Origin of the sequence: Kribbella monticola (assembly GCF_003261635.1) — a bacterium.
Lineage (GTDB): Bacteria > Actinomycetota > Actinomycetes > Propionibacteriales > Kribbellaceae > Kribbella > Kribbella monticola.
On the sequence record NZ_QFXK01000034.1, the window covers coordinates 287,280 to 301,002 of the forward strand.

Consider the following 13,723-nt stretch of genomic DNA (forward strand, 5'->3'; position numbering starts at 1 on the left):
GGAGGCAGGCGGCCGGCCCTCCACGAGGTACGCAGTACGGGCTTAGCCTGTGAGCGACGCCGGTGATCGACCTGGCGACGGAGTAGGGGGAGAGCCGAGTGACGGACCCGGTACTGCGGTTGGAGACGACCCAGTTGACTGTAGAGCCCGGCGGCCAGGTCCGGGCGGAGGTCACCGTCCTCAACCCGGGCACGATCGTCGAGAGCTACGCCCTGGACGTCGTCGGCGAGCAGCCGATCCCGTGGGCCGAGGTGACGCCGCCCGTCCTGTCCGTCTATCCGCAGCAGCAGGAGACGGCCACGATCGTCTTCAACCCGCCGACCGGCCCGACCGGACCAGCGGGCACGGTGCCGTTCGGGATCCGGGCGAAGTCCGAGGTCGATCCGCTGAACAGCGCAGTCGTCGAAGGCCAGCTCGAGATCGGCCAGGTGTTCGGGCTGCAGGCCAAGCTGACCCCGGTCACGTCGTCCGGGCGCTGGCGTGGGCTGCACACGATCCAGTTCAGCAACTGGGGCAACGCCCCGGCCCGGCTGCGGATCGTCGGGTCCGACCCCGACCAGGCGCTCGGGTTCCTGATCCGCCCTGACGTCGTCGACGTACCGCTGGGCGCAACAGTGACCGCGCGGATCAAGGCCCGCACCCGCAAACCAGTACTACGAGGCTCCACGACCCGCCTCCCCTTCAAGGTCGTCGGCGAGCCCGATCCCCCACGCCCCTTCGGCATGCCGGAAACGCCGGGGGTCGATCCCGGTCGCCCGGTGGTGGACGGAGCCTTCACCCAGAAGCCGATCCTCACGCGAGGCGTCATCACCGCAGCCACCGTCGTAGGAGCCGCCCTGATCGGCGTACTGGCCTTCGCCCTCACCCGCGGTGGTGGCGCCGCAGCGACCCCGACAGGCGACGGCACAACTCTTCCCGGCAAGCCCGTACTGACTGCAGCTGCGGCTGGACCAACGTCCATCGCGCTCGTCTGGGCCCAGCTGCCCAATATCGACTCGTATGCGCTCTACTACGTCGACGACGCCGGGCACGTGAACAAGTCCGAGCGCGGCGTGGACGTGAAGCAGACGGCGAAGACGGTCACAGGCCTGAACGCCGGTACCCACTACTGCTTCAAGCTGAGCGCAGTCAACGGCAAGCTCGAAGGACCGCCATCTGCCGCCGCCTGTGCAACAACAGGGAAGGCGACGCCGACTTCCGCACCACCCAGCAGTGCGCCGCCGTCGGGTGGAACGTCTACTGCGCCGCCCGGTGGGGCGACCACCTCTGCACCGCCCAGCTCGGCCCCGACCCAGACCGGCCAGCCATCCGCGTCCGTCGGGGTCGACGCACCACAGTTCGCACCGGGCCAGTGGATCGCTGCCGTCGACCTGGCTCCCGGCGCACTCGTGAACGCCGAACAGAATGCCAAGGGTCTGGCGGCGCAGTTGAAGAGCGCCGGGGTCGATGCGAAGGCCCTGCATGCCACTGGCCAGTACCCGGGGCTGTACCGGCTCGACACCAAGAAGCCGATGCCGGACGACTGGGTGGTCTACGTGGGCCCAGCGGGCTCGCCCGACCAGGCGCAAGCGGTCTGCAGATCCCCGCAGGTGCAGCAGATCAGAAGCTCGACCTGCCCGCGGTTCCAGCCCGCAGTACCGCCTGCCGGCTAGCGCGGGCGGGACAGCGCGGTCACGCTGGTCAGCGCTGTGAGGTTTTGAGGCGCATCGGCACGCGCGGGATAGGTCCCGCCGACGGCGAGCAGCAGCTGCTTGACCGGTACTCCGGTGTCGAGCTTCAGCTGCTGCAGATCGCTGCTGTCCTTGAGTTGTAGCTCGCTACAGCGTCCCTCGTACATCACGAGCAGGGTGCTCGGCCGGAACTGCAGCTGGCGATTGGCGTTGGCAGCCGGCAGGCCTGCGCGGACATCCAGCCGCCGTACGCGCACCGGGTCCTTGAAGTTCACCGTGACCATGCCCCTGGCTGCCGACTTCCCCGGGCACCCGTCGAGCGGTGCGAGCTTCGTGGGGTCCCACGCTGTGGCCCAGGCATCGTCGAGCGGAGCCGTGCCGAGGGCGGCCGCGGCGTAGGTGGGTGCGACCGACTGCGGCGGCGCACCGGCGAACACGACCGGGTCGACCGCCACCAGGGTTCCGCGTACGTCGTACAGGCGGTCTTTTGCCCAACTCACAGGGTTCTTGCCGACGATCGAAAACACTGTCAGCACAGCGGCGATGGCGACGACTGCGGTGATCACGCGGCGCCAGCGGTAGAGCGGTGGCAGGCTTCGACGGTACTCGCGGCGGGCCTTGCGGTCCTTGGGATCCCACAGCCGCTGCCACCAGGTCTGGCTGGCAACAACCGGCGGCGTCTGGCTGGTGAACGCTGTCGGCCGCAGCACCTTGCCGCACTTGCTGCAGAACCTGAGCGTCACCGCGTTCGGCACACCGCACTGCGGACACGCCACCTCCCCAGGCTTCGGCCGCCCCGACACATCTTCGTACTGCGTGGTGCGGGCTGGCTTTGCCTGTTCGGGTGCCGGGTCCACAGAGGGCAGCTGTGTCGACACCGACCCAGCTCCGCCCTGGCTTGACCGCTGAGTTGCCGCCGCGGTCTGTTCAGTGGCGGACTGGCCAACCGGCGGGCGCTCGTCGGCCGTCGCCTGGTCCCAGCCGAGGTAGACCCCGCAGTACAGGCAGAAGGCCGAGCCGGCCGGGTTGCGCTCACCGCAGGCGGTACAGACATCCTCGCTCATCCCCATCGCCCCCTTGCGGGTGATTATGGCACTGGCGACGCGGCTCAGGACGCTAATCTGTGGGATACGACGGTGGAACCGACGGACGCCGGGGGGATCGGCAACCGATGATCAACTGCGACAACTGCGGACGCGCGAACGACGACAGCGCGATCTTCTGCACGTCGTGCAACACCTACCTAGCCTGGTCCACCGAAAAGCCCGCCCCCACAGAACCCGCCACACCCGCCGACCCCGAGCCGCCCAGCCCCGAGCCCGAGCCACTCGTTCCCAAGCCCGAGCCGCCTAGCCCCGAGCCTCAACCGCCTGCAGCCCAGCCTGAGCCTCTTGCACCCGAGCCGCTGACGCCCGACTCGCTCGCTCCCGAGCCGCTTGCGCCGGAGCCGGTTCCGGTGCGGCCCGATCCCGCTGTGCCGCAGCCTGAACCGCTGGCGCCCGAGCCGATCCCGCCCGTGCCCGACCCGGCGATTCCCGAGCCTCAGCCCCCCGTCCCCACTCCGCCTCCCTCGCCTGCCCCTGAGCCCAAGCCGGCGCCAAGGCCGCGCACGAGTGTCAGCCAGTTGATCTCGGCGATCGACCAAGGGCGGACTCTCACCCAGGATCGCCAGCGCCCCGACCTGACCGCTCGGCTCGAAACCGCCAAGAAGAAGCTCGACTCGCGCACGGTGACCGCGGTGGTCGTCGGTGAGTTCAAACGCGGCAAGAGCACCTTGGTGAACGCGCTCCTCCAAACAGCGGTCTGCCCCGTCGACGCGGACATCGTGACCGCGGTACCGACGCTGGTCCGGTACGGCGAGCAGCCCGGCCTCACGGCGTACCGGCAGACGGATCCCAGCCAGCCACCCGTCGGCTACCCAGCACCCCTCAGCCAGATCGCCCAACTGGTCTCGGAATCCCCCGACCCCGACGAGCAAGGCCGCCTGCAATCGGTGACCGTCGAAGTCCCCCACCGAATGCTCCGCTCGGGCCTCAGCCTGCTCGACACCCCAGGCGTCGGCGGCCTCGACTCAGTCCACGGCCAGCTCACGCTCGCGGCCTTGGCTTCGGCAGACGCGATCCTGTTCGTCACCGACGCAGCACAGGAGCTGACCGGCCCGGAGCTGGAGTTCCTCAAGACAGCGATCTCCCGCTGCCCGGCAGCAGCGCTGGTCATCACCAAGACCGACCTGTACGGCCACTGGCGGCGCATCGTCGAGCTGAACCAAGCCCACCTCGCCAAGGCCGGCATAGACCTGCCGATCTTCCCTGTCTCCTCCTTCCTTCGCCTGCGCGCAGCCCAGCGACCAGAGCTCAACCAGGAGTCCGGTTTCGCGCCACTGGTCGAATTCCTCGCCACAGCAGTCGTAGTACCGGGTACCACGCGCGCAGCAGCCACCGTCGCGCAGGAAGTCGACTTCGTGGCCGGCCAGTTGGCGCAGCAGTCCGACGCGGAGCGCGTAGTACTGACCAAGCCGCAGAGCCGACCAGAGGTGCTTTCCAAGCTCGCCCGGGTGCGCGACCAAGCAGCAGGACTCACTGCCGCCAGCGCTACCTGGCAGCAAACCCTGTCGGACGGGATCGCCGACCTGGTCGCAGATGTCGAGCACGACCTGCAGAGCCGGCTGCGTACGGTCATGCGCGACGTCGAGACGATCATCGACCAGGGCGACCCGACCGAGACGTGGACGGATACCGAGGTCTGGCTGCGCCGCCAGGTCGCTGTCGTCGGCGTGGCGAACCGCGACCTGCTGATAGAACGGGCCCGCGAGCTGGGCGAACGCGTCGCCGAAGCGTTCGATCTCGAGGCGGGGACCGAGGTCGAGGTCGAGCTGTCCCAGTTCAGCGCCGACCTGGACCAGCTCGAGCTGGCCTCGGCCGCGAGTCTGTCGATGCCGGGCGGCCGGCTCCAGTCGTTGATGATGGCCGGCCGGACCGGGATCTTCGTCCCGATGATTGCCTTCAGCATCGTTTCTGCCCTGATCACACCGGTCGTCGCCGTCGGTATCGCGGCCACGCTCGGCGCGGGCATCGGCGGCAAACTCCTGAAGGACGAACGCAAGCGCCAGCGCACCTACCGCCAGCAGCAGGCCAAGGCCGCCGTACGCCGGTACATCGACGAGGTCGCGTTCGTGATGAACAAGGACACTCGTGACAGCCTGCGCAAGACGCAGCGTCAACTGCGCGACGACTTCCAGGAGAGAGCCGGCCTGATCCATCGCTCCGCCACCGCCGCCTTGACCGCCGCGGACCGCACCGCCAAACTCGCCCCCGCCGAGCAATCCGCAAGAGCGGCCGAACTTGCGGCCGAGACCGAGCGACTGCGCGCGATGCGCACCAACCTCCGCGAACTCGCCCTCGCCGGCGGACGCCCGGCCGGGTCACCCGACGCAGGCCGATCCAGCGGCGGGCGAGCGGGAGGTGGACGATGACCGACGATCTGTCGGCCGCCATCCTGGCAGTCATCGATCAGGCTCAGCAATCGGCGCCCACCGACAAGGACCGGTCGCAGCTGGACGAAATCCGGGCTCGGCTGACCGGGCCGCTGCGGTTGGCGATCGCGGGCAAGGTGAAGGCGGGCAAGTCGACCCTGCTGAACGCCTTGCTGGGCGAGGAACTGGCACCGACCGACGCGGGTGAGTGCACCCAGATCGTCACCTGGTACTTCCTCGACGACCGGCCGCACGCGACGCTCTTCCCACTCGACGGCGAGCCCCACGAACGCCCGTACGATCGCGACGGCGGCGCCCTGCAGGTGGATCTCGGCGGCCTGCGTCCCGCCGATGTCGACCACCTCGAGATCGGCTGGCCGACCAGCCGGCTGCGCGATCTGACCATCCTCGACACCCCTGGTATCGCGTCGATCTCGGCCGACGTGTCCGCCCGCACCCAACGCGTGCTGGCCGCCGACGACGGCCGCGTCCCGGTGGCGGACGCGATCCTCTATCTCCTGCGACACACGCACTCCAGCGACATCCGTTTCCTGGAGTCGTTCCACGACGACGAACTCGCGCACGGGACGCCGATGAACGCGATCGGCGTGCTCTCCCGAGCCGACGAGATCGGTTCGTGCCGGCTCGACTCGATGGAGGTCGCGGAGCGGGTCGCCCAACGGTACGAGGCCGAGCCGCGGCTGCACCGGCTGTGCCCGGTGATCGTCCCGGTCAACGGGCTGCTCGGCCACACCGCGACCACCCTGCGCGAGGCGGAGTACGCGATGCTGGCCGCGATCGCCCAAGCGCCGATCGACGAGGTCACCGAACTGCTGCTGACCGCCGACCGCTTCGTCTCGACGCCCAGCGGGCTGCCGGTCACCGAACTCGAACGCGAACACCTGCTGGGAAGACTCGGCCTGTACGGCGTACGGCTGAGCGTGGAGCTGATCCGAACCGGTGTCGCGACGAACTCGTCCGAGTTGAGCACAGAGCTGACCGAGCGCAGCGGTCTCAACCGGCTCCGCGCGATCCTGGTCCGCCAGTTCGAGACCCGCAGCCGGGTACTCAAGGCGTACTCCGCGGTCGCGGCGCTCACCGAACTGCTGCGCTCAGGCACCTTCGAGCCCGGACTCCAGGCCCGGGTGGAGGAGATCAGCGCCGGGGCGCACGAGTTCCAGGAGATCCGGCTGCTGTCCGATCTCAGGTCGGGTGGCGTCACCCTGAAGCCCGAACGGACCGAGCAGCTCGAGCGCCTGCTCGGCGGCTCCGGGCACGCGCCGACCGCGCGCCTAGGGCTGCCGGACGACGCGACCGACGACGACGTACGTCAAGCAGCCCTGGTCGCATTGTCTTCCTGGCAAGGCTTCGCGACCCACCCCCTCACCAGCCGCCCCGCCCAACTGGCCGCCCGAGTAGCCACCCGAACCCTCGAAGGCCTCCTCGCCGGCTAGCCGGTACGACGTACCCGCGAGCGGGCGAGCCGCCTCGCGTGAGCCGAGCTAGATGAGGCCCTCGCGGACGGCGTACGCGACGGCGTGGGAGCGGTTGCGGAGTTGGAGACGCGTGGTGAGTTCGTGGAGCACGTTCTTCACGGTGCGTTCGCTGTAGTTGAGCGAGTCGGCGATCTCACCGGTGTCGAGCCCGTCCGCCACCAGCCGCAGTACGTCGACCTCGCGCGGGCTCAGCCCGGTGAACGTCAAACCGCGTGGCGCCAGCACCTGGCGCTGCAGCCGGCCGAGCTGCTCCATCAACCGCCCGAGCAGGTCGGGTGGGATCTCGCCGTCGCCGGTCGCCACTCGCGTGATCGTCCGCACCAGCACCTCGGGTGTCGCATCGATCCTCCGCAGCAACCCGCCGACGCCGATCTCCGCCGCCACCACCAGCGTCGCCTCGTCCAGCACGGTCGCGACCAGCAGCAACCGCGGCAGATCACCACGCCGCAACGCTCGCATCGCCCGCGCGGTCTCTTCGTCGAGCACATCGGTGACGACGAGGGCCACGGCGGCCTCGTCGACCTCCATCTCGTTGACGAGGCGGATCTCGGGCCGCGCCCGGAGCTGACTGATCACCCCCGCCCGCGAGATCGGGTCACTGCCGTGGACGTAGGTCAAAATCGGCGCACTCATCGGAACCCTCCCCAAGGACAAGGCCCTCACTGTCCCGCACCGGGCTCCACGCCAGTTCTACGCGCGCTCTACAAACCCTCATCGGTGGCCAGGCGGGCGTGCAGATGGGAGTCGTGGCGGCGCCCGTCGAGCTCCACGTAGTAGTCCCGCATGGTGCCTTCGAGACGGAAGCCCGCGTGCGTCGCGACCTTGCAGGAGCCCTCGTTCACCAGGGCATGGTCGAGGGAGAGCCGATGCAGGCCGAGGCCACCTTCGGCCGCCGGGGTGAAAGCCCAGCGGGCAGCGGCATCCAGGGCGCGTCCCGCGATCCGCCGACCGCGAGCCGCCGGGCCGACCCAGTAGGCGCAGACGGCTTGATCCGGCACCCGATGCACGTCCCGAAGGGTGACCGAACCGAGCACCTGATCGGTAGCGGCGTCAGCGACCGCGAAGACCGCGTTGCCCCTGGCCCACCCGTCGATCCGGTGCTCGAGCCATTTCGCCGCGCGCTGCTGCACCGGCGTCCGCAGTACCGCCGTACCGGCTGTCCAGCGCAGGATGCCGGGGTCTTCGAGCGCCGCGCTCACGGCCGGCTCGTCGTCGGCCGTGAACGGACGGAGTACGAGCTCGTCGACGGTCAGCCGACGAGGTTGCAGCGCGGGCACCGCTTATTGCTGGTGTGGCTGGTTTGCGTGCAACATCGGCGCCTGACGTGCGTGCGAGCCGAGTTGCTGAACACCGGTGACCAGGCCGCCGGCGAGGTCACCGGTGGCGAACGAGGTCTGCATCCCCAGCGCGGCCAGGCCGGCCGCGGTGTCGCTCAGCTGGCGGCGGGCCAGCGGGCCGGTGACGATCTCCAGCCGGCGACCGGCCGGGTCGACGTAGACGAGCACGCTGCGGTCGGGATCCGGCAGCTCGTTCAGCAGCTCGATGGCGAACGGGCGGGTCTCGGAGTCGGCGCCGCCGACGTACACCGAGAAGTGCAGGCCCGAGACCGTCTCCGCGTGCCGGACCGCGCGCTCGATGTCGTAGAGCTGATCGGGGGTGAATGCGTCACCAGCTGGCACTTGCGCCTCCGGTCGTGCGGGCGACGCCGGTGGAGGCGGTCGCGGAGTTGTCGCCGGCGGGCAGCTCGGGCAGGTTCGCCGGGTTCGGCTTGAGCGGCTCGGGGCCGCCGATCCAGACCGGCGGAGCCCACCAGGACAAACCCGGCCGGTAGCGCGGTCCACTCGCGATCGAGGACGCGAACACGAGCAGCGCCACCACCGCGATGACCAGAGCGGGGATGCCGACGAACACCAGCAAGGTGTGGCCGGAGAGCAATGGAGTCACGATCCGAAGCCTAACCTGCACAGCACCGTGCCCACCCAGGGCCTCACCCCAGGCGGGCACGCAGTACGCCGGTACGCCAGTACGCCGGTACGCCGGTACGCCGTACGCCGGTCCGCCGCGTTCGGCAGCCGCCGCGGTTGAGAGCTTCGGCAATCACCGCAGTTGACGGACCGGCCTGAGTCGGCGCTTCAGCAGCCGCCGCAGTTGAAGTAGGTGATGTCCCAGTGGCTGCCCTCGTCGACGTAGAGGTTGCCGGCACCCGACTGCCACTGCGGATACCCGTCGGCGCGGTTGGCGATCCGGGCGAACGTGTTGTGGATGTAGTTGCCGATGCAGGTGTACTTGCTGATGTCGACCTTGTAGCCGTTGTAGTGGCTGTAGGTCCCGGAGGCATGGCCGACCTCGGTGCCGCCGGTGATGTTGATCGCGCAGCCACTCGCCTGCTTGAGCGTGCGGACGCCGTACACGGTGGTGTCGTTGATCTGCTCGAACGAGGTGCAGGTCGAGTTCGAGCGGGTGGTGCACCCGCCGGACGAGGACCAGGTGATCCCGGCGGCGCGGAAGATCGACTCTGCCTGAGCCTGGGTGAGCTTGGTGAGCGCCGACGCCTGCTCGATCACGATCACGCCGGGCAGCAGCCCGACGATCAGTGCGACGACCGGGACGAGGACGCGACGGAGGACGGATTTCATGGGCGGCACTCCTTGAAACGATGGGGCGGAAGGTTTCAAGGAGTGCCTTGCCCGGGAAAGTTATTCACCAAACCCGGACCGCTTGGTCCGTAACGCGAACCTCGGAGGCCGGGCCGGGGGCGGACGACCCGGCCTCCGAATCCTGGGCCGTCAGAACCTGACGTCGGAGCACTGGTAGAAGGCGTTCCCCGTGTCGGCGATCGTCCAGACGGCCAGAATCATGTGCCGTCCGGTCCGGTTCGGCAGTGTGCCCGGGTGGCCGACGTCGGTCGCCGGGCGCGCGCCGTTGTACGGGACGGTCAGGAACGGCGTGAGTTCGAGCGCGGAGCGGGTCAGCGGGGCGTTCTGGTTCCAGCCCTGCTTGGTGATGTAGTACTTGAAATCGGTGGTGGCGTGCGCGGCGGTCAGGTGCCAGCGGAACGTGTAGCTCGCGCCGGCGGTCAACTGGGTGGCCGGCCAGGCACCGCCCCGCTGATCATCCAACTGGGCGAACTGGGACAGCCCTGCCGAGCAGAGCTTGCCATCGGGCGGACCCGCGGCCGGGAAACCCTTCGGCCCCTCGGTGCTCTGCGGTTCCCACTGGATCGGGCCACAGTTCTGCACCGTGCCGTTGGCACAGTTCTTGGCCCGACTGATCGGCGAGGTGGTGTACCCGTGACCGTAGGCCAGCGGGATCGACGTACTGACCGTCAGCGCCAAGGCGCCGACGGCGATACCGGCCATGCTGAGTTTGCGTGCTCGCGTCATGCGGACACTCCTTCTTCTTCCCGTGAAGCTGGGGGCGGCAGGAATGGAAGGAAGGCGCCTTCGATGGGGATAGATAACAACCGTTCAAATCTATTGTCAACGGTTCACGGCCCGATCTTCTGACTTTCTGTGATCTCCTCAGCACGGACCGCGATCATCGTGGCGGCTCCGGCCGCTCGTCGCGGCCATTTCAGGGGCGACCGGATGCGGTCTATGCCGGAAATTGATCAAATCGGTTTATTAACCTTCAAATAGTGCTGGGAAATAACAAACTCGGCAATTCTGCAGATCGAATGTGCTTCACGGCAAATACCGCTCCGAGCGGCGGGAATATCGACCGAGGCGGCCGTGACAAAAGTTGCCCTGCGCGCTCACGGTGTGTGATTATGCTGGTCGAGTGCGCTTGGCGGAGGCCTGGTGGCGGTACTGGAAAAACCAGGTGAACCGGGGGTGGCATCCCTGATATAGGCGCTCATCGGTGCAGACCAAACGCCCGGATGATCGCCTTCAGGGTGTTGCCAAAGCAACTTCAGGACAGTCGAATACTGGTGACATCGCGTCGGCGCGCAGGCAGGGTCGTGGCATCGAGAAAACCACGACCAAGCTGGGGGAAACACCATGAAGAATGTCTTCCGCACCGTCCGAATTGTCATCGCCGTGACCGGCGTCGTGCTGGTGGGGGCCGGCGCGACGATCGCCTCGGCGGCCGCCGACCAGCCCGCGAGCCCGGCGACGGTGACGGTGGCGGGTCCTGACCAGCCCGAGTGCATCGGCTGCTGGGGCTGACGGACCGATCGAGCCGAGTGACGACGATGATCAGGTTCCAGCTCCTCGGCCCGATCGAGGTCACCCGGGGCGGCGAGCGCCTCGCCCTCGGCGGGTCCAAGATCCAGACCGTGCTGGCCACGCTGCTGCTGAGCCGTGACCAGGTGGTCTCGGACTCGACCGTCTCCGAGATGCTGTGGCGGGGCAAGCTGCCGAGCACCTCGAACGCCCAGATCCAGACCTACGTCTCCCGGCTCCGCAACCAGCTCGGCCCCCAGGTCGAGCTGGTCCGCCAGCGCGGTGGCTACCTGCTGCGTGCCCCGGGAGCGTGGGTGGACCTGGACGAGTTCCAGGCCCACGCCACCACCGGACACGCCGCGCTGGCCGCCGGCCGGTACGCCGAGGCGGTGACCTCGCTGCGCTCGGCACTCGCGCTCTGGCGGGGTCATGCACTCGTGGGCGCCACCGAATACCTCGCCGCGATCGAGCAGCCCGGCCTCGACGAGGCGCGGCTGACCGCCGGCGAGGCACTGATGACCGCAGAACTTGCCCGCGGCAACCATCACCGGGTGGTGTCCGAGCTGGCCGCGATGGTCAACCAGCACCCCTTCTCCGAACGTGTCCGAGGCCTGTCGATGCTCGCGCTCTACCGCTGCGGCCGCCAAGCCGAGGCCTTGTCGACGTACGACGCCTGCCGCCGCCACCTGGCCGAGGAACTCGGCATCGACCCGGGCGAAGAGCTCAAGGAACTCCACCAGGCGATCCTGGAGCAGGACGCCGATCTCACCGCCCCGCCAGTGGTCGAGGTCGTCACCCGGCCGACCCCGACAGCGCCGGCCCAGTTGCCGCCGGCACCGACCGACTTCACCGGCCGGACCGCGATGGCCGACCGACTGGACGCCGTACTGCGTGCCGGTGGTGGCACCGCCGCAGTCGTCGGCCTGGCAGGAACCGGCAAGACCGCGCTCGCACTGCACGTGGCCGACCGGATTCGCGACGAGTTCCCGGACGGACAGCTCTATCTGGATCTGGCCGGCAGTACGCCGGACCCGATGGAGCCGTCGACCGCCTTGGCCGAGCTGCTGCACTCGCTCGGGGTGACCGAGGCCGAACTGCCTGCCGGAGCGTCCGAGCGGACCCAGCTCTTCAGGCACCTGGTGGCCGGCCGACGGCTGCTCGTACTACTGGATGATGTGGCGGACGAGCACCAGGTTCGCTGGTTGCTGCCGGGTGGCGGCAAGAGCAGCGTGCTGCTCACGTCGCGGGCTCGGCTGGCTGCGTTGGAAGGCGCGAATCACCTTCGTTTGAACGGTTTCAGCACCTCCGAGGCTGTGCGATTGATGGATTCGCTGGCTGGACCGCGGCACGGGTCCGACTCGCCGGGCGCGGTCCGAAGGTTGCTGGCAGCAACTGGTCGTCTGCCGTTGGCGATCCGGGTGGTGGCTGGCCGGCTCGCGGCCAATCCTGACCTGACGGTGACTCAGGTGGTCGGTCGGCTGACGTACGGCATGCAGCCCTTCGACCAACTGCGGCTGGGCGATCTGGACGTCGGCGCGCGGATCGAAGCGAGCTACGACCAACTGCCGCTGGCTCGGCGACGCGCCCTGCGGCTGATGGCGATCGGGTTGACCGGGGAGTTCTCGGTCTGGCATACCGCAGTACTGCTCGATGCTCCGCTTGCCCAGGTGCACGACCTGCTGAACGCCTTGGCCGACCGAGGCCTCGCGGAGGTCAGTGGCAGTCGCGTCGGGCAACTCGACCTCTACACGATGCACCCGCTCGTGCGCGCCTACGCCAGAGAACGCGCCCTCACCGAGGAAGCCCCCCACGAACGCGGCGCCGCCCTAGAACGCATCCACCACAACCCCCACACCTGGCAACCCGCAGCCTGACCACTACCTCTCTTCAGAAGTGGGACTCCATGACCACCTGGCTCGTCCGCCTTGATTCCCCGACCACAGCGACCGGGCCACGAGTAGCGGTCAAAGACGCGATCGACATCGCCGGCCTGCCAACCACCGCCGCCTGCCCCGCCGTCGGCGACCACGCAAAACCCGCTGTCGAGGACGCCCCCGTCGTCGCCCGTGCCCGCTCGGCCGGCGCAGTCATCGTCGGCAAAACCAACCAGACTGAACTCTGCCGCCCCCCCGACGGTGTCAACCCCTGGACCGGTACTCCGCGCAACCCCCTCGACCGCACCCTGGTCCCCGGTGGATCATCAAGCGGCTCCGGCGTCGCGGTAGCCAAAGGCGAAGCCGACATAGCAATCTGCACCGACACCGGCGGCTCCGCCCGCCTCCCCGCGGCGTGCTGCGGCGTAGCCGGCCTGAAAACCACCACCGGCCGCCTCCCTCTCGACGGCGTCTTCCCCTTCGCCCCCACGATGGACACCATCGGCGCCATCGCCCCCAACGCCACCGGCCTCATCGACGCCATGCAACTCCTGGAACCAGGCTTCACCCCCGCCCCGTACGACGGCCCCATCGCGCGCCTCCGCCTACCAGAGCTCACCATCGACCCCACCATCGATCAAGCCATAGACGAAGCCCTGGCCAATTCCGGCCACGAAATCATCGACGTCCCCCTCACCGGCTGGCTCCGAGCCGGCGTCGCCGCAGGCCTGATCATCAACGCCGAAGGCCACAACTCGCACCAACACCTCTTGGCCGACGGCCGAATGAGCGACCGAGTCCGCGACTGGATCACCCGAGGCAACTACCTGGACGCCGCAATGATCGCCGACGCCCGAGAACTAGGCCGCCAGTTCCGCGCCCACCTGGACACCCTGCTCTCCCGGTACGGCGCCCTGGCCCTCCCCACCATGACCGCACCCCCACCCAAACTAGGCGCCGAGTCTCACTTCGACTTCCCAGCCCTAACCGCCCCCGTGAACCTGACCGGCCACCCCGCCGTAACCCTCCCCCTCCCCACCACCCC

The 13,723-nt window shown here is 68.8% G+C and carries 13 protein-coding genes; 6 read left to right on the plus strand and 7 right to left on the minus strand.

Annotation, left to right across the window (positions count from 1 at the left end; genetic code table 11):
- The first annotated feature begins 98 nt into the window (after nt 1-98).
- Complete coding sequence (locus DIZ26_RS25945) at nt 99-1,652, plus strand: fibronectin type III domain-containing protein (protein WP_112246020.1); 1,554 nt, start codon at nt 99-101, stop codon at nt 1,650-1,652.
- Here the strand turns inward: DIZ26_RS25945 and DIZ26_RS25950 are convergent.
- On the minus strand, nt 1,649-2,734 hold the full coding sequence (locus tag DIZ26_RS25950; protein ID WP_112246023.1) for a zinc ribbon domain-containing protein: 1,086 nt from the start codon (nt 2,732-2,734) through the stop codon (nt 1,649-1,651). The genes DIZ26_RS25945 and DIZ26_RS25950 overlap by 4 nt on opposite strands.
- 560 nt (nt 2,735-3,294) lie before the next feature.
- Here DIZ26_RS25950 and DIZ26_RS25955 point away from each other — a divergent pair.
- On the plus strand, nt 3,295-5,142 hold the full coding sequence (locus DIZ26_RS25955) for a dynamin family protein (RefSeq protein ID WP_198676288.1): 1,848 nt from the start codon (nt 3,295-3,297) through the stop codon (nt 5,140-5,142).
- Nucleotides 5,139-6,596: a dynamin family protein gene (locus DIZ26_RS25960; protein WP_112246030.1), complete on the plus strand. Its 1,458-nt coding sequence runs from the start codon at nt 5,139-5,141 to the stop codon at nt 6,594-6,596. The genes DIZ26_RS25955 and DIZ26_RS25960 overlap by 4 nt, the downstream gene beginning before the upstream one ends.
- Nucleotides 6,597-6,644: 48 nt before the next feature.
- On the opposite strand, the gene DIZ26_RS25965 is transcribed toward DIZ26_RS25960, so the two are convergent.
- From DIZ26_RS25965 to DIZ26_RS25990, 6 genes are all read right to left on the minus strand, one after another.
- Nucleotides 6,645-7,271, minus strand: coding sequence for a response regulator transcription factor (locus DIZ26_RS25965; protein ID WP_112246033.1), 627 nt, complete (start codon nt 7,269-7,271; stop codon nt 6,645-6,647).
- Between the two features lie 68 nt (nt 7,272-7,339).
- On the minus strand, nt 7,340-7,915 hold the full coding sequence (locus tag DIZ26_RS25970; protein WP_112246036.1) for a GNAT family N-acetyltransferase: 576 nt from the start codon (nt 7,913-7,915) through the stop codon (nt 7,340-7,342).
- Between the two features lie 3 nt (nt 7,916-7,918).
- Nucleotides 7,919-8,317, minus strand: coding sequence for a DUF5130 family protein (locus tag DIZ26_RS25975; protein ID WP_112246039.1), 399 nt, complete (start codon nt 8,315-8,317; stop codon nt 7,919-7,921).
- The gene (gene ctaJ, locus DIZ26_RS25980) at nt 8,304-8,582 is read right to left on the minus strand and encodes an aa3-type cytochrome oxidase subunit CtaJ (protein WP_112246103.1); all 279 of its coding nucleotides are present in this window, start codon (nt 8,580-8,582) and stop codon (nt 8,304-8,306) included. The genes DIZ26_RS25975 and ctaJ overlap by 14 nt, the downstream gene beginning before the upstream one ends.
- A gap of 188 nt (nt 8,583-8,770) precedes the next feature.
- Nucleotides 8,771-9,274, minus strand: coding sequence for a hypothetical protein (locus DIZ26_RS25985; protein ID WP_112246041.1), 504 nt, complete (start codon nt 9,272-9,274; stop codon nt 8,771-8,773).
- A gap of 150 nt (nt 9,275-9,424) precedes the next feature.
- On the minus strand, nt 9,425-10,021 hold the full coding sequence (locus DIZ26_RS25990) for a lytic polysaccharide monooxygenase auxiliary activity family 9 protein (RefSeq protein ID WP_112246044.1): 597 nt from the start codon (nt 10,019-10,021) through the stop codon (nt 9,425-9,427).
- A 618-nt stretch (nt 10,022-10,639) separates the two neighbouring features.
- Between DIZ26_RS25990 and DIZ26_RS37560 the strand changes: the two genes are divergently transcribed.
- The 3 genes from DIZ26_RS37560 to DIZ26_RS26000 form a co-directional block, all read left to right on the plus strand.
- Nucleotides 10,640-10,807 (plus strand): hypothetical protein, encoded by a 168-nt coding sequence (locus DIZ26_RS37560; RefSeq protein WP_157979818.1) that lies wholly within the window; start codon nt 10,640-10,642, stop codon nt 10,805-10,807.
- 26 nt (nt 10,808-10,833) lie between these two features.
- Nucleotides 10,834-12,678 carry an AfsR/SARP family transcriptional regulator gene (locus DIZ26_RS25995; RefSeq protein ID WP_157979819.1) on the plus strand — a complete coding sequence of 615 codons (1,845 nt, stop codon included), beginning with the start codon at nt 10,834-10,836 and terminating at the stop codon, nt 12,676-12,678.
- Between the two features lie 29 nt (nt 12,679-12,707).
- Nucleotides 12,708-13,723 (plus strand): amidase (locus DIZ26_RS26000; protein ID WP_112246049.1); only part of this gene is annotated, 1,016 nt, incomplete at its 3' end.